This is a genomic window from Nodosilinea sp. P-1105 (assembly GCF_012911975.1).
Lineage (GTDB): Bacteria > Cyanobacteriota > Cyanobacteriia > Phormidesmidales > Phormidesmidaceae > Nodosilinea.
Genome location: NZ_SMDQ01000002.1, coordinates 187,270 through 205,346 on the forward strand (window position 1 = coordinate 187,270; position 18,077 = coordinate 205,346).

12 protein-coding genes are annotated in these 18,077 nt (G+C 55.0%); 7 read left to right on the forward strand and 5 right to left on the reverse strand.

The window, feature by feature from the left end; genetic code table 11:
- Positions 1 to 63 precede the first annotated feature (63 nt).
- Positions 64 to 648, forward strand: a complete 585-nt coding sequence (gene rdgB / locus E1H13_RS01845) for an RdgB/HAM1 family non-canonical purine NTP pyrophosphatase (RefSeq protein WP_169611709.1) — start codon at positions 64 to 66, stop codon at positions 646 to 648.
- A gap of 289 nt (positions 649 to 937) precedes the next feature.
- Here rdgB and E1H13_RS01850 read toward each other — a convergent pair whose 3' ends face one another.
- Entirely contained in the window at positions 938 to 1,057 is a 120-nt protein-coding gene (locus E1H13_RS01850) for a photosystem II protein Y (RefSeq protein WP_169611685.1), read from the reverse strand.
- 787 nt (positions 1,058 to 1,844) lie between these two features.
- Between E1H13_RS01850 and psaA the strand changes: the two genes are divergently transcribed.
- The 4 genes from psaA to E1H13_RS01870 all read left to right on the forward strand — a co-directional run bounded on the left by psaA (position 1,845) and on the right by E1H13_RS01870 (position 7,635).
- Positions 1,845 to 4,139 (forward strand): photosystem I core protein PsaA, encoded by a 2,295-nt coding sequence (gene psaA, locus E1H13_RS01855; RefSeq protein ID WP_169611686.1) that lies wholly within the window; start codon positions 1,845 to 1,847, stop codon positions 4,137 to 4,139.
- Between the two features lie 164 nt (positions 4,140 to 4,303).
- Positions 4,304 to 6,532 (forward strand): photosystem I core protein PsaB, encoded by a 2,229-nt coding sequence (psaB, locus tag E1H13_RS01860; RefSeq protein WP_169611687.1) that lies wholly within the window; start codon positions 4,304 to 4,306, stop codon positions 6,530 to 6,532.
- 424 nt (positions 6,533 to 6,956) lie between these two features.
- The gene (locus E1H13_RS01865) at positions 6,957 to 7,439 is read left to right on the forward strand and encodes a photosystem I reaction center protein subunit XI (RefSeq protein WP_169611688.1); all 483 of its coding nucleotides are present in this window, start codon (positions 6,957 to 6,959) and stop codon (positions 7,437 to 7,439) included.
- Positions 7,440 to 7,518: 79 nt separating this feature from the next.
- Positions 7,519 to 7,635, forward strand: a complete 117-nt coding sequence (locus tag E1H13_RS01870; protein ID WP_169611689.1) for a photosystem I reaction center subunit VIII — start codon at positions 7,519 to 7,521, stop codon at positions 7,633 to 7,635.
- Positions 7,636 to 8,190: 555 nt separating this feature from the next.
- On the opposite strand, the gene groL is transcribed toward E1H13_RS01870, so the two are convergent.
- Both groL and groES read right to left on the reverse strand, forming a co-directional pair.
- Positions 8,191 to 9,822 carry a chaperonin GroEL gene (gene groL / locus E1H13_RS01875; RefSeq protein ID WP_169611690.1) on the reverse strand — a complete coding sequence of 544 codons (1,632 nt, stop codon included), beginning with the start codon at positions 9,820 to 9,822 and terminating at the stop codon, positions 8,191 to 8,193.
- A 56-nt stretch (positions 9,823 to 9,878) separates the two neighbouring features.
- A complete protein-coding gene (gene groES / locus E1H13_RS01880; RefSeq protein WP_169611691.1) occupies positions 9,879 to 10,190 on the reverse strand; it encodes a co-chaperone GroES in 312 nt (103 codons plus the stop codon).
- A gap of 807 nt (positions 10,191 to 10,997) precedes the next feature.
- On the opposite strand from groES, the gene E1H13_RS01885 reads away from it, so the two are divergent.
- Both E1H13_RS01885 and E1H13_RS26770 read left to right on the forward strand, forming a co-directional pair.
- Positions 10,998 to 12,566 (forward strand): SGNH/GDSL hydrolase family protein, encoded by a 1,569-nt coding sequence (locus E1H13_RS01885; RefSeq protein WP_169611692.1) that lies wholly within the window; start codon positions 10,998 to 11,000, stop codon positions 12,564 to 12,566.
- 239 nt (positions 12,567 to 12,805) lie between these two features.
- On the forward strand, positions 12,806 to 13,210 hold the full coding sequence (locus E1H13_RS26770) for a hypothetical protein (RefSeq protein ID WP_206069883.1): 405 nt from the start codon (positions 12,806 to 12,808) through the stop codon (positions 13,208 to 13,210).
- A 38-nt stretch (positions 13,211 to 13,248) separates the two neighbouring features.
- Here the strand turns inward: E1H13_RS26770 and E1H13_RS01895 are convergent, their stop codons facing one another.
- Together E1H13_RS01895 and E1H13_RS01900 are read right to left on the reverse strand one after the other, a co-directional pair.
- Positions 13,249 to 16,371 (reverse strand): efflux RND transporter permease subunit, encoded by a 3,123-nt coding sequence (locus tag E1H13_RS01895; protein ID WP_169611693.1) that lies wholly within the window; start codon positions 16,369 to 16,371, stop codon positions 13,249 to 13,251.
- 101 nt (positions 16,372 to 16,472) lie between these two features.
- Positions 16,473 to 17,774 carry an efflux RND transporter periplasmic adaptor subunit gene (locus E1H13_RS01900; RefSeq protein WP_206069885.1) on the reverse strand — a complete coding sequence of 434 codons (1,302 nt, stop codon included), beginning with the start codon at positions 17,772 to 17,774 and terminating at the stop codon, positions 16,473 to 16,475.
- Positions 17,775 to 18,077 lie beyond the last annotated feature (303 nt).

An 18,077-nucleotide genomic window follows, 5' to 3' on the forward strand; every position in this document is an offset into this window, starting at 1 on the left:
ACATTTTCCGAAACCCAGTACAATCGGGGCTGCCGTGTCTGTATGGAAGGGGTTGTCGAGGATATGCCAACTGTAATTGTCGCCACCGGAAACCCTGGAAAACTCAAGGAAATGCAAGCCTTTTTGCAGGATCTGGATTGGCAGTTACGCCTTAAGCCCGACGGGTTGGAAATCGAAGAAACTGGCACTAGCTTTCTGGCTAACGCCCGTCTAAAGGCTACAGAGGTGGCTAAAGCCTTGGGGGAATGGGCGATCGCCGATGATTCTGGCCTAGAAGTCGATGCCCTGGGGGGGGCACCTGGGATTTACTCGGCTCGTTATGCTGACAGTGATGCCAACCGCATTGCCCGCCTGCTGCAAGAACTAGATGGGCAGGCCAACCGTGGGGCCCAGTTTGTCTGTGCCCTGGCCCTGGCCAACCCCCAAGGCCAGATCATCTTAGAAACCCAAGGGATCTGTCGCGGCGAAATTCTCAAAGCCCCCCGAGGGGAAGGGGGCTTTGGCTATGACCCTGTGTTTTACGTGCCGCATCTAGGACAGACGTTTGCGGAACTATCGCCCCGGCAGAAAGACATCCACAGCCATCGAGGCATCGCCTTTCAGCAAGTGTTGCCTCAGCTCAAGACCCTCAGGTTGGCGGCACCCTAGGAGGCTGCCAAGCGAGAGGTAACGGGGCAACCGGGTCTGCGGTGCACGGCCTATTCAACATTCAACAATGAAACAACCCTGAATCAGCCTCAGAACCCTGGGATCTCTACCTGGGGAGTAGTGCGTTAAGGGCGATCGCTGCACGGCCCAGACAAAAAGCTCCCCTGCGGCCAGATCAAGGTAACAGGGGAGACCAACAGAACACAGTTAGCAGAAGAGTATCTGCGGGAGATCGTCTAAAGAAGAGTAGCGCTGCCACAGATAGCGACTCGCGACCCCAGACAACCCCCTAGGCTTCTCGATTCAGGAAGGCTTGCAACTGGCCCAGCGCAGCCCGACCGATGTTGAAAACAGCCCAACTTCCAGCCACGATGATGGGTAACAGAACAACAACAACTCGCCAATCCATAGAATGCGACCTCCTAAGCCCAGTTTTACTTAAATACTTGTCACAATTTTCTCATAATGTACACCACGACGACCACTAAGGGAATCTTTTGTGCGATTCCAGCGCTGCTACCCCGCTACCAGGATTAGACCGGGGGGAGGTGCTAACAGAGGTGCTGACAACAGTTCACGACTACGGGCAGTACCAGCCGACCGCCGTCTGAAGCTGGTGACACCATGTCGCTCAAACGTGTCTCAAGCCAAGTACAGGTCCTCCCCGTCCGACCCAGGCCGCGATACCACTTCCCACTTCCCAGCAGGCACTGATCACCGGTACTTCACAAATACTTCAAACCTATTTAGAGACTAAAGGAACGCCGCAAAATCCTCTGCCGAAAGTTAATAATTCGACATAAGTCATGCCTAAGCATCTCAGCTTTTGAGGGATTTAAGTAACCCTGAATTTTATTTTGGCCAGAGTTATTAACTTGTGAAAATTTCGCTTACCAAGATCGGCAGTGATTCTGTAGTTTGTTACTTAACCTGCTTTTATGGCATAGATCCTAAGTCCTTCAAGGCTTTTACGAGCTGAGTGACGATCTCTGCGGCAGGCTGGATAACGGACTGTCGTCCTCTGAAGTCAAGACAATTATTTGGATCCACAAATAATTAGTGATTGATTGACGGGGATATTTTCAGTGCCAGAAACTGCTTATTAAAGCTTTCTATAGACTCAGTTCACATCCGTCTATCAAGTAGGAAGCACCTTTATCCGCTCTGTATTTTCGAGTAGTAGAGAGGAGAGTCCCATGACCATAAGTCCCCCTGAACCGGGACAAAAAGTCAGGGTCGTGGTTGACAAGGATCCGGTAGGTACCTCATTTGAGCGATGGGGAAAGCCGGGTCACTTCGACCGCACGTTGGCCAAGGGTCCCAAAACCACCACCTGGATTTGGGATCTACACGCCGACGCCCATGACTTTGATAGTCACACCAGTGACTTAGAAGATATTTCGCGGAAGATCTTCAGTGCCCATTTTGGCCATTTGGCTGTCATTTTTATCTGGCTAAGTGGCATGTACTTCCATGGCGCCAAGTTCTCCAACTACGAGGCTTGGCTGACCAATCCCACTGGCATTAAGCCCAGTGCCCAAGTGGTTTGGCCAATTTTTGGTCAAGAAATTCTGAATGCCGATGTCGGCGGCGGCTTTAACGGCATCCAGATCACCTCTGGTCTGTTCCAGATGTGGCGGGCTAACGGCATTACCAATAGCTTCCAGCTGTATTGCACTGCCATTGGGGCGTTAGTGATGGCTGGGTTAATGCTATTTGCCGGCTGGTTCCACTACCACAAAGCCGCTCCCAAGCTGGAGTGGTTCCAAAATGTGGAATCGATGATGAACCACCACCTGGCTGGGTTGCTGGGTCTAGGTTGCCTGGGTTATGCCGGTCAGCAAATCCATGTTTCCCTACCTGTCAATGCCTGCATGGATGCGATCGATGCGGGTAAGCCATTGACGATAGGTGGTCAGGTGATTGACTCGGTGGCCAAGATTCCTTTGCCCCACGAGTGGATTTTGAACAAGAGCCTGATGGCCGACCTATACCCCAGCTTTGCGGAAGGGCTGAAGCCATTTTTCACACTGAACTGGGGGGTCTACGCCGACTTCCTGACGTTCAAGGGCGGGCTCAACCCCCAGACGGGTGGCCTGTGGCTGTCGGATACAGCTCACCACCATCTGGCACTAGCGGTTCTGTTCATTGTGGCTGGCCACTTCTATCGCACCAATTGGGGTATTGGCCACAGCTTTAAAGAGGTGCTAGAGGCCCATAAGGGTCCCTTTACTGGCGAAGGCCATAAAGGCATGTACGAGATTTTCACCACCTCCTGGCATTGCCAGTTGGCGTGGAACCTGGCCTGGGTAGGCTCTCTGTCCATCTTGGTGGCTCACCACATGTACGCCATGCCTCCCTATCCGTACATCGCGACGGATTATCCCACTCAGCTGTCGCTGTTTACCCATCACATGTGGATTGGCGGCTTCTTGATTGTGGGAGCCGGTGCCCATGCGGCCATCTTCATGGTGCGGGATTATGACCCTGCAACCCATGTGAATAACCTGTTAGATCGGGTGTTGCGGCACCGGGATGCGATTATTTCGCACCTCAATTGGGTGTGTATTTTCCTGGGCTTCCACAGCTTTGGACTCTACATCCACAACGACACCATGCGGGCCTTAGGTCGTCCTCAGGATATGTTCTCTGATACGGCCATTAACCTGCAGCCGGTGTTTGCCCAGTGGATTCAGGGCATCCATGCGGCGGCGGCGGGTAACACAGCCCCCAATGCCCTCGCTGGGGTCAGCCCTGTGTTCAACGGCGACCTGGTTGCCGTGGGCGGTAAGGTGGCCATGTCAGCTATTCCCCTGGGTACCGCCGACTTCATGGTGCACCATATCCATGCCTTCACGATTCACGTGACAGTGCTGATTTTGCTGAAGGGTGTGTTGTACGCCCGCAGTTCTCGCCTAATTCCCGATAAGGGTGAACTGGGCTTCCGGTTCCCCTGTGATGGTCCAGGTCGGGGTGGCACCTGTCAAGTATCGGGTTGGGACCATGTATTTCTAGGTTTGTTCTGGATGTACAACTCCCTGTCCATTGTGATTTTCCACTTCAGCTGGAAGATGCAATCGGATGTGTGGGGTACGGTATCACCCGATGGCGGGGTGTCGCACATTACTGGCGGTAACTTTGCCGCTAGCGCGATCACCATCAACGGCTGGTTGCGCGACTTCCTATGGGCCCAAGCCTCCCAGGTGATTGGCTCCTATGGGTCGGCCCTATCAGCCTATGGCTTGATGTTCCTCGCAGCTCACTTTGTGTGGGCCTTTAGCCTGATGTTCTTGTTCAGTGGTCGCGGCTACTGGCAAGAGTTGATTGAATCGATTGTTTGGGCGCACAACAAGCTGAAGGTGGCGCCAGCCATCCAGCCTCGTGCTCTCAGCATTACCCAAGGTCGGGCCGTGGGTGTGGCCCACTACTTGCTAGGGGGGATTGCCACGACGTGGGCCTTCTTCCTGGCGCGGATAATTTCGGTGGGATGACCCGTTTGGTCATGGGCACCCGTTGGGGCGAACCACCGTGTTCACCCAACTCTGAAAGGGCAGACACATCGGTCTGCCCCTACGGAAACGGAAACCGACCCACACCACCGAATTTCAACGAATTGCGTTCTCTGAACATTCGTACATCAAACCTGTTTTGATTCATGGCAACTAAATTCCCAAAATTTAGCCAGGACCTGGCAGCCGATCCGACCACAAGGCGGATCTGGTATGGGATTGCCACGGCCCACGACTTTGAAAGCCACGATGGCATGACGGAGGAGAATCTTTACCAGAAGATCTTCGCCTCTCACTTTGGCCATTTGGCAATCATCTTTCTGTGGACGTCGGGCAACCTGTTCCATGTCGCCTGGCAAGGCAACTTCGAGCAGTGGGTGAAAGACCCACTGGGCGTGAAACCAATCGCCCACGCGATTTGGGATCCGCAATTTGGCCAACCCGCTGTGGATGCCTTCACCCAGGCGGGGGCCAACTATCCGGTTAACATCTCATTTTCTGGGGTGTACCACTGGTGGTACACCATCGGCATGCGCACCAATACCGACCTCTATGGAGGTGCCATGTTCCTGCTGATCATGGCGGCGGTCTTTCTGTTCGCTGGTTGGCTGCACCTGCAACCTAAGTTTCGGCCTAGCTTGGCTTGGTTCAAGAATGCGGAATCTCGCCTGAACCACCACCTGGCTGGGTTGTTTGGGGTCAGTTCTCTGGCTTGGGCCGGCCACCTGATTCACGTAGCTATTCCCGAAGCGCGGGGCCAGCATGTGGGTTGGGATAACTTCCTCTCGGTGAAGCCTCACCCGGCTGGGTTGAAGCCATTCTTCACCGGTCAGTGGGGGGTTTATGCCCAAAATCCAGACACGGCAAACCACGTGTTTAACAGCAGTGATGGGGCCGGGACGGCAATTCTCACCTTCTTGGGTGGGTTTCATCCCCAAACCGATGCCCTCTGGCTGACGGATATTGCCCACCACCATTTGGCGATCGCCGTTCTCTTCATCGTCGCTGGTCACATGTACCGCACCAACTTCGGTATTGGCCATGACATGAAGACGATCATGGAAGCTCACAATCCCCCGCCGGGCACTCCCTTTGGCGGCATGATTGGGGCTGGGCACAAGGGCATTTATGACACCTACAACAACTCCTTGCACTTCCAGCTGGGTTGGCACCTGGCTACGCTGGGTGTAGTCACGTCGCTGGTGGCGCAGCACATGTACTCGCTGCCGTCCTATGCCTTCATCGCCAAGGACTACACCACCCAGGCGGCGCTCTATACCCATCACCAGTACATTGCTGGTTTCTTGATGGTGGGGGCCTTTGCCCACGGAGCGATCTTCCTGGTGCGGGATTACGATCCCAAGGCTAACGAGAACAACGTGCTGGCTCGGATGCTGGAGCACAAGGAAGCGCTGATTTCCCATCTCAGCTGGGTGTCGCTGTTCCTGGGCTTCCACACCCTGGGTCTGTATGTCCACAACGACGTGGTAGTGGCCTTTGGCACCCCTGAGAAGCAAATTCTGGTAGAACCGGTGTTTGCCCAGTGGATTCAGGCGGCCCACGGCAAACTGGTCTACGGGATGGATACTCTCCTATCTAACCCTGACAGTATTGCGACCACGGCCTGGCCCAACTACGGCAATGTGTGGCTGGGCGGCTGGCTAGATGCCATCAACAGTGGCTCTAACTCGCTGTTCTTGAACATTGGCCCTGGGGACTTTCTGGTGCACCATGCGATCGCCCTAGGTCTGCATACCACCACCTTGATCCTGGTCAAAGGCGCCCTGGATGCTCGCGGTTCCAAGCTGATGCCCGACAAAAAAGACTTCGGCTACAGCTTCCCCTGTGACGGCCCTGGCCGTGGCGGCACCTGCGACATCTCTGCTTGGGATGCCTTCTACCTGGCCATGTTCTGGATGCTAAACACCATCGGCTGGTTAACCTTCTACTGGCATTGGAAGCATCTCACCCTGTGGTCGGGCAATGTGGCCCAGTTCAACGAAAACTCCACCTACCTGATGGGCTGGTTCCGGGATTACCTGTGGCTGAATAGCTCGCAGCTGATCAACGGCTACAACCCCTATGGCATGAACAATCTTGCCGTTTGGGCCTGGATGTTCCTATTCGGACACTTGGTCTGGGCTACCGGCTTCATGTTCTTGATCTCCTGGCGGGGTTACTGGCAAGAGCTGATCGAGACCATTGTGTGGGCGCACGAGCGGACCCCTCTGGCTAACCTGGTTCGCTGGAAGGATAAGCCCGTTGCCCTGTCTATCGTGCAGGCTCGGTTGGTGGGTTTAGCTCACTTTACGGTGGGTTACATCGTCACCTATGCTGCCTTCCTAATCGCCTCGACCTCCAGTCGATTCGGCTAGCGAGGCTTCCCGTAGGGTGGGCACTGCCCACCCTAAACCTGGGGTGTAATCCCCTGGAGAGGGTGCCCGCAGGGCGGGGTGGGTCCAGTCTCAGCGAGATCGACCTATCCCTGCCCTCTCCAAAGAACGGAAGCATCAAAAGTTCAAAATTCAAAATTTTCTCAACCATTCAACATTTTCGAAATCAAAAGTTTTCTCGCTGATGGGCGGTGCCTGCCCGACAAGATCTTTAAAGAAAAAAGTATTCAGGATGATGAGTTTTTGAGGTGTTGAGGGCTCTCTTCATTACCCTCTTCCCCCTGCCAAGCTTGAGACGGATGGAGACTCTCCGCTTCTCAAGAGTCCTGGTTCTTCGGGGTAGTTGAGCCAGGACTTTTACTCTTTAGCGAAAGAAAACCTAAACTAGCCTGGAGGCAAACAACCCATGACCAATCAAGTCGTCGGTCCCTACCAAGGGAATCCTGAGTTGGGACACTTGTCTACGCCAATCAGCGATTCAGCCTTTGTCAGGACCTTTATTAGCTGGCTGCCCGCCTATCGTAAAGGCATGGCCCCGATCACCCGAGGTCTGGAAATTGGCCTAGCCCATGGCTATTTCTTGGTGGGGCCAGAAGTGGTCGTCGGTGCCCTGCGAGATTTTGACGCCGCCCCTTACCTGGGTGGCTTAGTGACTGCGATCGCGATCGTGCTGTTGGGTACCGCTGGCATGGGAGCCCATGGGTTGGTTTCCCTCAAGCCTGCTGCCGAGTCAGAACCTGGCACTGATGCCCTCAAAACCGCTGAAGGCTGGAGTGAGATGACCGCTGGCTTCTTTATTGGCGGCATGAGTGGGGCCTATATGGCCTACTTCCTGCTGGCCCACTTTGAGGAAATCAATGCTATCTTCCGAGGTTTCGTGAATAACTAACTGAAACAGGCTCAACCAAAGTTCGAGCTTGCTGCATAACCTGCATGTTTTGAATGTGTTTACTTAGGAGATTTAAATTATGGATGGAACCTATGCTGCTGCCTGGCTACCCTGGATTTTAATTCCCGTGATCACCTGGCTCATGCCTGTGGTGGTGATGAGCATGCTGTTTTTCTACATCGAAAGCGATGCCTAAGACTGCCTGGCAGAAATATGACTACCATTGCTGAGGGTGTCAGGTTCTAGGTGTCAGGTATTAGGAATGGTTGGCCGACTTATGCCTCATCAGAGCAGTAGTGGTTTGTCAATTGTAAACTTGTAGGTTGGGTGGCGCGATAGCAGAACCCAACAAGGCTAACGCCTGTTGGATGACCCTGCGTTTCACCCAACCTACGGGACTTTCCACGCTGTACTGATGCTCCCTCAGGTCGACAAAAAATAAGGCGTGTTGGGTAAACAACCTAATTGTCGTCACCTGACAGAACTAACAAAAGCCGTTCCAATTACCGGAACGGCTTTTGTGTTGGGGTGATTGGACGTTGTGTAACAACACCCGCAACTCCTGCTGGACTACCCCCGATTTGATCGGGCGAACACTTGGGTTCGCCCCTACGGATTGGCTGCTTGGGAATCGGGACTATGCAGATCGGATTCGGTATAACAACACCCGCAACTACTGCTTGTACCCAGTCCAGCTCGGAACCCGGAGTTTTACTACAGGCAAGACTCCGGGGCTGAACGGGGCTTCAGCTTAGTAGTCGAAGTCGCCGCCCATGCCAGCGCCAGCGGGAGCGCCATCTTTGGGTTCGGGCTTATCGACCACGATACATTCAGTGGTCAGGACCATGCCAGCAATAGAGGCGGCATTCTGCAGCGCAGAGCGGGTCACCTTGGCGGGGTCAACGATGCCAGCGTCAAACATGTCGACGAACTCACCATTAGAGGCGTTGTAGCCCACGTTGAAGTCTTTCTCTTTGACTCGCTCGGCGATCACAGCACCATTTTGACCAGCATTTTGGGCAATCCGCATCAAAGGAGCGGCCAGGGCCCGGGCCACGATAGAGCCACCGGTGTGCTCTTCCTGAGTGAGGTTGGCATCAACCCACTGGGTTAGGTCAGGCACTAGGTGAGCCAGGGTAGTACCGCCGCCAGGGACGATGCCCTCTTCAACCGCTGCTTTGGTAGCGTTGATAGCATCTTCCAGACGCAGCTTGCGGTCCTTCATCTCGGTTTCGGTGGCGGCCCCAACCTTGATTACGGCCACACCGCCAGACAGCTTAGCCAGGCGCTCTTGCAGCTTCTCTTTGTCGTAGCTAGACTCGGTTTCTTCGATTTGACGACGAATTTGCTCGCAGCGGGCCTTGACATCCTTTTCGTTACCTTCGGCCACGATGGTGGTGGTGTCTTTGGTAATGGTGAGTCGGCGGGCCTGACCCAGCATATCGACCTTGGTGTTGTCTAGCTTCAGACCAGTGTCTTCGCTAATTACCTGACCGCCAGTGAGTACGGCGATATCTTCTAGCATGGCTTTGCGGCGATCGCCAAACCCAGGGGCTTTCACGGCGGCCACATTCAGTACACCCCGCAAGCGGTTCACTACCAGAGTAGCCAGGGCTTCTTTTTCAATGTCTTCGGCGATGATCACCAGGGGACGACCGGAGCGGGCCACCTGCTCAAGCACAGGCACTAGATCTTGCACCAGGGCAATTTTCTTATCGGTGATCAGAATGTAGGGCTCTTCCAGCACCGCTTCCATGCGCTCGGTGTCGGTCACGAAATAGGGAGAAATATAGCCCTTATCGAAGCGCATCCCTTCCGTGATTTCCAGCTCGGTGGTCATAGACTTCCCTTCTTCCAGGGAAATCACGCCCTCGCGGCCCACTTTGTCCATGGCTTGGGCAATCATGGCCCCCACTTCTTCATCGTTACCGGCAGAAATGGTACCCACCTGGGCAATGGAATTAGAGTCACCCACTGGCCGGGCATGCTCGGCAATTTTGTCGACCAAGTAAGCGGTGGCTTTGTCGATACCGCGCTTGAGGGAAATGGCGTTGGAGCCTGCGGCGACGTTGCGCAGACCTTCTTTGACGATGGCGTGAGCCAGCACGGTAGCGGTGGTGGTGCCGTCTCCAGCCGAGTCGTTGGTCTTGGAAGCCGCCTGACGGATCAGGGAGACCCCTGTATTTTCGACGTTGTCTTCTAGCTCGATTTCTTTGGCGATGGTGACACCATCATTCACGATCTGGGGGGCACCGAATTTTTTTTCAAGTACCACGTTGCGACCTTTGGGGCCGAGGGTAACGGCAACGGCCTCAGCCAGAATGTCCATACCCTTTTCTAGGGCACGACGGGCGTTCTCGTTGTAAATAATTAGCTTAGCCATGAATAGATTGCTCTCCGAAGGAAGGTTGCAGGAGTGAACAGAAACGGACGTTATCTTTAGCCCAAAACAGCCAGGATGTCCTTCTCGGACAGCAGCACGTAATCGTCACTGCCTAGCTTGATATCGGTACCGGCATACTTGGAGTACAGAACTTTGTCGCCAATCTTGACTTCCATGGCCTGACGGGCACCTTTGTCGTCTGCCTTGCCAGGACCAACAGCGGTAATTTCGCCCACCTGGGGCTTCTCCTTAGCGGTGTCGGGTAGGAGAATACCGCCAGCGGTGGTTTCTTCGGATGCACTGACTTTAATTAAAACGCGATCGGCAAGGGGCTTAACACTGGATGCCGCCAAGGTGATAGCTGCCATAAAACTTAATTCTCCGGGGTTGTGACTACGATAAGTGTCTGCGGGTATACCCGACCCTAGTCAGACGCACTAGACGGGAGAGCTTAGCACTCTAAAGCTCCGAGTGCTAATTTAAGCTGCGACGGCGGCAATAGCAATGAACCTGACTGTACGGGTTCCCGAACTGACGGGCTAAAGGTGGCCTCAGTCAGGGTGATCATCGCACCGGCTAGGACTGTCTGACAGAACTATGGCTACCGTTGCTGAGGGTGCCAGGCTTTAGGTGTCAGGTGTCAGGCCTGGTAGACCGATTTCTGGCGCAAGCGACTGGTGGTCAGTCAAAGCTAAAAATTAAGGTAAGTGCTTGCAAAAGCTGTTTATTTTTAAGGAAGTGGCCTCAATACAATAAGCCTCACTGTATTGAGGCCACGGAGGGGTGCCCAGAGGGCAGGGCGGGTTTCTTCGGGCTTGCTTGACCCACCCCTACACACTTCGACAAGTTGCCCCTCCTTCGACAAGCTCAGGACATCGTCCGGGGCCGCTACGCGCTAGCGAAGCCATGCCACAGGCTATACAGTACAGGCCTCCCAAGGAGGGGATTTCGGACCTTGACCAGGTCAAATCTTTTACATCTGTTGAGCCTAAATTTAAAGCTTGATGCTGCACTAGACAGGTTACAGATGGTGATGAAAATGGCTGACAGAGAAATTACAGATCCTTGCCAGGTAGCGTCTAGAAACCCTTAAAAGGGTTATGGTGGGCAGCATCTGGCCCATTTTCCACAATGTTGTTATCCCCCTAACCTGACCCCAGCCTAAGGAGATAGTCATGGCATCACGCTGGTCCCCTTTAGTTCCATCCCCGTTTTGGTCGGACGTGGTCAGCGATTGGCTCCAAGCCCGGCTCTCCACTGGTTTTGATACGTCCCCATCCAGACTCCGGGGTCCTATCTGGCGCAGCGGTACCTCGGGTAATAACTTTTTACTGGGCAGCTTTGGCAATGATGTGCTGCGGGGTGGGCCGGGCGATGACATTTTGTTGGGCATCGGCGGCCATAATCAGCTGTTTGGTGAGGCCGGGAATGACTTGTTGATTGGCGGATTGGGGCGCGATCGCCTGGATGGCGGCCCAGGTCGCAATTGGTTAATCGGTGGCCCAGGGGCTGATCGATTTGTGCTGCGAGCTGATGGTCGGTTCGATACGATTTTTGATTTTCAGGTGGGGCGCGATCGGCTGCTGCTGGAAGGAGGCTTAACCCCTACCCAGGTGGTGATTAACCAGCAGGGAGCCAACACCGCAATTCGCTACTTGGGCCAGTCCGAACCTGCTGCGGTGCTGCTGAATGTAGAGGCCAGTCAACTGCAAACCGATAGTTTTTTAACGCGGGGACTATTACCCAACTTTGACCAACTGGTGATTTTTGGCGATAGCCTATCAGACCCCGGTAATTTGTTTGGGCTCACCAATTTCTTCCCACTCTCACCGCCCTATTTTGAAGGCAAGTTTTCCAATGGTGATATCTGGGTTGACTACCTGGCAGAGTCCCTTAGTTTAGCTCCCGACAGCATTCAAAATTTTGCTATTGGGGGAGCCACCACCGGACAAGCTAACGGTTTTGACCTACTCTTAACCGAGCTAACGGGCATTGAGTGGCAACTGCCGGGACTGCTCGATCAACTGGACAGCTATGTAGCCGGGCTGGGCGGCGAGTCGGCTAATGCCAACGGCCTCTATGTGGTGTGGGCGGGGGCCAATGACTTGTTCAATTTGCCCAGCGACCCAGAGGCGATTCCTAGCTTTTTGGCCAACTCGGTGCAAAACGTTGTCAGCACAATTAGTACCCTGGCCTCTGTAGGGGCAGACAGCTTTTTAGTCCCGAATTTGCCTAACCTGGGCTTAACGCCCCGCAGTCTACAGGCGGGCGTTAGCGAGCAGGCCTCGTTCCTCAGCAATCTATTCAATACCAGTCTGGCTGATGCCTTAGAGACCCTGGCCCCAGTTCTTGACATCGACGTGGTTCTAGTTGACTTGTTTGCCGCTACCACCGAAATTACTCAGCAACCCCAGGATTTCGGCTTTACCAATGTCACCGATCCACTGCTTGGCCAATTGCCCTCCTTAGCTGATCCTGGCTTCTTGTGGTGGGACCAACAGCATCCCACCACCCAGGCGCACAGCCTGCTGTCTGAGTACTTTCAAACCCAACTATTTGACGCTGGATACTTGCGCCACACCGATGACGAGTTGCCGATCCCGGTTCTGGCTGAACCAGTCCTGGCAGGAGCTACACCAACGATACCCCCGCCTGCCGATCCCTTAGATTTGGCCAGCGTTGCCCCTTTGGATACTTTCAGTCTCCTATATTCCGCTAGTCTCAGCACCAGTGGGATAGCCTAGGCTATCCAAGCGTATTAGGTGTACCACAGACAATCACCTACCGTCAGTCGACAGTGGCAGTACAATAGAACCATTACATTTTGCTGCTCCTTTCTGAGGCAGGCAACCCAGAGGGGGGACAATCAAAATGTGCAGGATGGGACATTGGCTTGACCTGGCGAGATGACGTCGAGAGTATTTAGCGTCAGGTCGTTGGCCCAGCCCAAGATGGTTTTGCAGCCCTTTGCGGAGATTGATCCATGACCCAAGCCAATCATGCCACTGTGACCAAGCCCCCAACCCAGGGAGCTGCACCCCAACCTCAGAAAGTCGAGGCCAGCCGAGCGCTGGATCCGACAGACAATGGTGCGCATCCCTTATCGTCAGCGGCTGTCGATGCCGCCGCCATTGACGAGTTGTTCAAACAGCTAAAGACGTTGCTGAACACGGTGGAGAAGCTGCAAAAAGCCCGCCATGATGTGGGGGATATTAAACCCCTGGTGGTTCGCCTGTTGGATGGGGAGTTGCTGTCAGGAGAGGATCTGGAGGAATTAAAGGCTGGGGTGGGTGGTCTGTCCAAGTTGCTGAAGCTATACGGTGATTATCAGGCGGCTCTGGATAAGGCACAGCCCGCGCGCGCTTTGTTGGATCAAGTGTTGAAGTAAGCCGGGTCGATAGCTGATTGACAGGGTGGGCAGTCCCGCTAATCGACGGGACAGTTGGAATTATGGGCCTGGAGCATGGGCGCTGGTTTGGGTTTCCAGGTGGCTTTAGAGCGCAAAAGCAGGTAGCTCGATGGCACCAGCATCAGCGCCAGCAGGGTGGCCCCAAGCACCCCTCCGGAAATCACAATGGCAAAAGGAGGCCAAAACTCACTTCCATCTAGAAATAAAGGGATAAAGCCAATCACGGTCGTTAGGGTGGTGGCCAGGATGTGGCGGGTTGAGCGGAGCACAATGCTCTTTACAGCCACGGGGTCTCCCAGACGGGCTTGGGGATTCTGCTCTAGGGCTGCTAACACTACGATGGAGTCATTGATAGCAATCCCAACCAATCCTATCGTGCCCAGAATAGGGTTGAAGCCAAAGGGATAGCCCAGCAGGGTGATAGAGAAAAGCCCCACCCCAAAGGAGGCCACAGCAACGACCCCGATCAGACCTGCCAGATAAAAAGAGCCGAGCGACAGCACCAGGACGGCCACCATTAGGACAGCCAAAATGTCGACGTAGGCAAAAAGGTGATCGAGAGCGGCGGCGCGTTCTTCAGCCTCGCCCCCAAAGGTGACGGTATACCCCGGTGGCAATGGTAGAGGGTTGGTCTGAAGCTGACGTTGGAACTGAGCCAAGACCGTAGCCGGCAGAGTACCCGCCTGTAAAAAGCTCTGGATGAGGTTAACCCGCTGGCCGTTATAATGAGTAATCTGCGCCAGCCTCGGTTTAAGCATAGGGCTACCCAGAGCACTGAGGGGTACCCAGCGATCGCTTTCGGGTGTGACTAGAGGCAGGGCGGCGATCGCCGCTAAATCAGAGCTATCGGTGAGCCTTACGCGTACTGGCAGTTCTTCGGTGTCTTCCAGAATGGAGCCGCCCTGAATGCCTTCTAGACCTTGGTCGAGGTACTGGGCGATGGTGCCAAGATCGAGTCCTGCTAGGCGAGCGGCTGTTTCGTCTAGGGCAAACTGCACCTGGGGCATGGTCTTATTGAGACTGGCGCGGGTATGGGTGACGGCATCAAGGTTGGCCAGATGGGCCTGCACCGTGGCTCCGAGGGTTTGGAGTTGGGTCAGATTATGGCCTTTAATGCGAACTTCGATCGGCGCGTTGAAGGGGGGACCCTGCTCTAGTTGTCGCACCACCGCTCTTGCCGTAGGGAAGGTCTGGTCAATATCAGCCTGCAATCTGCGCGTCAGTTCTGCGGTGGAGAAACGTTTAAGTTGCACTAAGGCCTGGGCGAAGTTGGGCTCGTTTTCCCGTCGCCCCGTCAAGTTGTAGTAGAACCGGGGCGCACTGGCACCGATAAACCAGTGCACATCGTCGACGTCAGGATAGTGCCGCAGGCGATCGCGCATTTGCTGAGTTAGCTCCTGGGTCTGGCGAATTGATGTAGAAGGCGAAAATTCAACGTCCAATTGCAGTTGGTCGCGATCGCTGGCGGGAAAGAATTGCTGCGGTAGGAACGGAGCCTGGAGTAACCCAATTAGCGGCAGCAGCACAGCCAGGCCAATCCCCAGCTTAGGTCGGCGGGTAATCTGGGTGAGTAGGCGATCGTAGGCCCGAGTCAGTGCTGGCCATGCCACGCCCTGCTGCCACCACACTCCGCTAGCTGTAGCACCTGTTCGGCATGGCCAACGGTTAAAGACATGGGCTGCCAGGACTGGAATCAGAGTGACGGATAACAGGTAGGAACAGGACACTGCCAAAATGACACTGACTCCGAGGGGGCCGACAAATTCACCGATCCGACCGGGAAGCAACGCGATGGGCATGAAGGCAAGCACCGTGGTGACGGTAGCGGTCAACAGTGGCACAGCTAGATGGTGCACACTCTGCTGAATGGCGGTTTCAGCCGCCACCGGCCTGAGATGGTGATTAACCTCATCGACCATGACGATGGCTGTGTCGATCAGCAACCCCAGGGCCACAATCAACCCGTTGACAGAAATCTGATGCAAGGAAATCCCCAAAACCCTCATCAGGCCGAGAACCATCAACAGCGATAACGGTAGCGCTACACTCACCACCACTGCCGACGGCCAGCCCATCATCACCAGGGTGACTGCAAATACCAGGGCGGCTGCCAGCAGAAGATTGAACAGCAGGCCACTGAGACGCTGGTTCACATAGCGAGCCTGCTCAAAGATAAGTTGCAGGGATACCCCCTCCGTGAGCTGTGACTGAAACTCATCCATCAACGCCTGAGCCTGTTGTGCCCACTGGTCGATGCGGTAATCAGATTTTACAAAGGCTCCGAGCACCACAGCAGGCTTGCCGCTGGCAAAGGCCGTGTCTGCTAGCGGCTGAGTCATGCCTTTCTCCAGCTGGGCAATATCGCCCAGCAATACCACCTGACCAGCTTCCCCAAACCGAATCGGAGTTTGGGCTAAACGCTCTAGGGAATCAAGCTCTCCTTGTAGGGTGATGGGGAAATTGTGGTCGGCCCCCCGCACCTTGCCAGCAGACACTTTGGCATCGGTCTGCACGAGTTGTTGGGATAGCGACTGGGGAGATAGACCCAAGCTAGCCAGTTGGCCCGGGTCAACCCGGGCCGTAATTTCCTCCTGGGGGTCGCCAAATAAATCGACGCGCTCAGTTCCAGGCAAGGTTGTCAACCGATCCTTTAGAGCCGTCGCAAGACGACGCAGAATAGCATAGTTTGGCTCTCCCTGCCGATTCCAGGTGAGCGCTGCGACCAGGGCGTAGGCCTTAATCTCCACTTCCTCAAGTTCTGGATTGGTGGCTCCGGGTGGAAACCAGATCGCCGCATTGTTCAACTGATCCCGAATCTGAGCCCAGATTCCTCCCACTTCCTCCTCCTTAACCTGCTCTGACAGCTCAATCTCAATCAGCGATATTCCGGCCCTAGAGGTGGATTGATAGGTCTGAATCGAGTTAATGTCGGTGAGCCGCTCTTCGAGGGTTTCGGTGATCAGCGTTTCGACCCGTTCGGCCTCGGCTCCTGGCAGATGGGTGGTGACAATCGCATTGCGTGACACCAACTCAGGATCTTCTAACCGGGGTAGCGCCTGCAGCGATGATAGACCCCACACCCCAATCAGCATCAGGATGAGCACCAGCAGATGAAGGTTGCGGTAGAACCGGTTAACCATAACAACACCTGAACGACAATAGGGTTGAAGCCTAGGGCGGGAATAGTCGGCCAGCGACCTGGCCTCAGATCCCTCAGATAGATCAAGATCAGCGAAGGCGTTTAATTGAGCCGTACGGCCTGACCCGGCACAAACCGCTGAACGCCGTCCACTACAATGCGATCGCCTTCGTCTAATAGCCCTCGCACAAAGGCACGATCGGTTTCGATGTGCACCAGCTCCACCGCCCGACGCTGGATTTGCGCCTGTTGAGGATCGCCTTCATCCCCAGGTGCAAGCACATAGACGGCCCAAAGCCCCCGTTCGCCCTCTATCAGGGTCTCTAAAGGTAGCCAGAACCCTTCGTCGGGAATGGTTTGGGCAATCTCGACGGTCGCTAGTTGTTCCGGGGCTGCGGCATCAAGGCTGACATCACTGAGCTGAATCACGACCGTTTGGGTGCGCGTCACCGAGTCGACCTCTGGCAAGATAGCGGCAATGGTGCCTTCGTAATGCTGTTCCCCAATCTGAAGCGGTTGGGGCTGCCCCAAGGCCAGGGTGGCCGCCACCTCGACTGGCAGACCCACTTCAACCTCCACCGTCGATTGTTCGATCAGTCTGAGTACCGGTTGCCCGCTGTCCACAATGTCTCCTGCAGCCAAGTGGCGCGCTGCTATCACGCCAGAAAATGGCGCGAAAATTGTGTGCTTTTCAATGGCAACATCGATTTCCGCAATTCTGGCAGCAAGCTGACGTACGCTCGCCGCTTGGGCTGCAATTTGCTCCGTGCGAGTGCCCGCCTGCAATTCTTCAAGCTGACTGCGGGCTACGACCAACCGCTCTGCCAGGGCCTCGGCCCCGAGGGCTACCACATCTCGTTCTTCTCGCGAGATCGCTCCCTGGTTGTAGAGCGACTCTCGCCGGTCCTGGCGCAGCCGCTCTAGCGTCAGTTGATTTTCTAAGTCCCTAACCGTCGCCTGGGCCGCCTCAAGGTTTTCATGACGGGGGCCGTTTCGCAACTCTGTCAACTGGGCCAAAGCCCGATCGCGCTCAGCAACGAGCTGCGATCGCTGGGCCATCAACTGCCGCGTATCCAGTTGAGCTAGGGGTTCTCCGGCAGTGATGCTATCCCCTCGTTCCACCGCAATATCGATTAGTTTGCCGCCCTGCTCAAAGCCCAGTTCGCTCATGCGCCTGGCTATCACTCGGCCCGCGTAGGTGCGAGACACCGTATAAGCACTAGAGCTTTCAACGGTCAGGGTTTCAACCCTGAGAGGCGGCACAACTTGAGCGTCCAGGCGCCGGAGGGGCAGGAAGCGGATGCCAATGACGATCAGCCCGGCCAATAGCATCACAACTCCCATCGCTCGTCCCCCCTTAGGGGCTCGCAACCGGGGGAGATCGGCCTCAAATAGAGTGGTCATGGAGTTTAGCTCCTGGACTCAAAAGAACAAGGTAGGGGCAGGGTGGATTGGGACGAATGTTGGTAGGATGTCGCTAGAAAAGGACGATCGCCCTTGACAGAGGGAACAACTACACCGAAGCCGCCGCTGTGGCCTCCTGTGCAGTGCCAAAACCCGTCAGGCTAATGTCCTAAGGGATCAAGTTGGTGAAACCGTATTCTTTGCTGCAAAAAAGCTAAGAATTTCCGGGGTGTGATTTAAGCCGGGAAACCCTCTAAGTGAAAGGGACTGAGGGTTTGTGCTTTTAGTGACTGACGGGCAAGG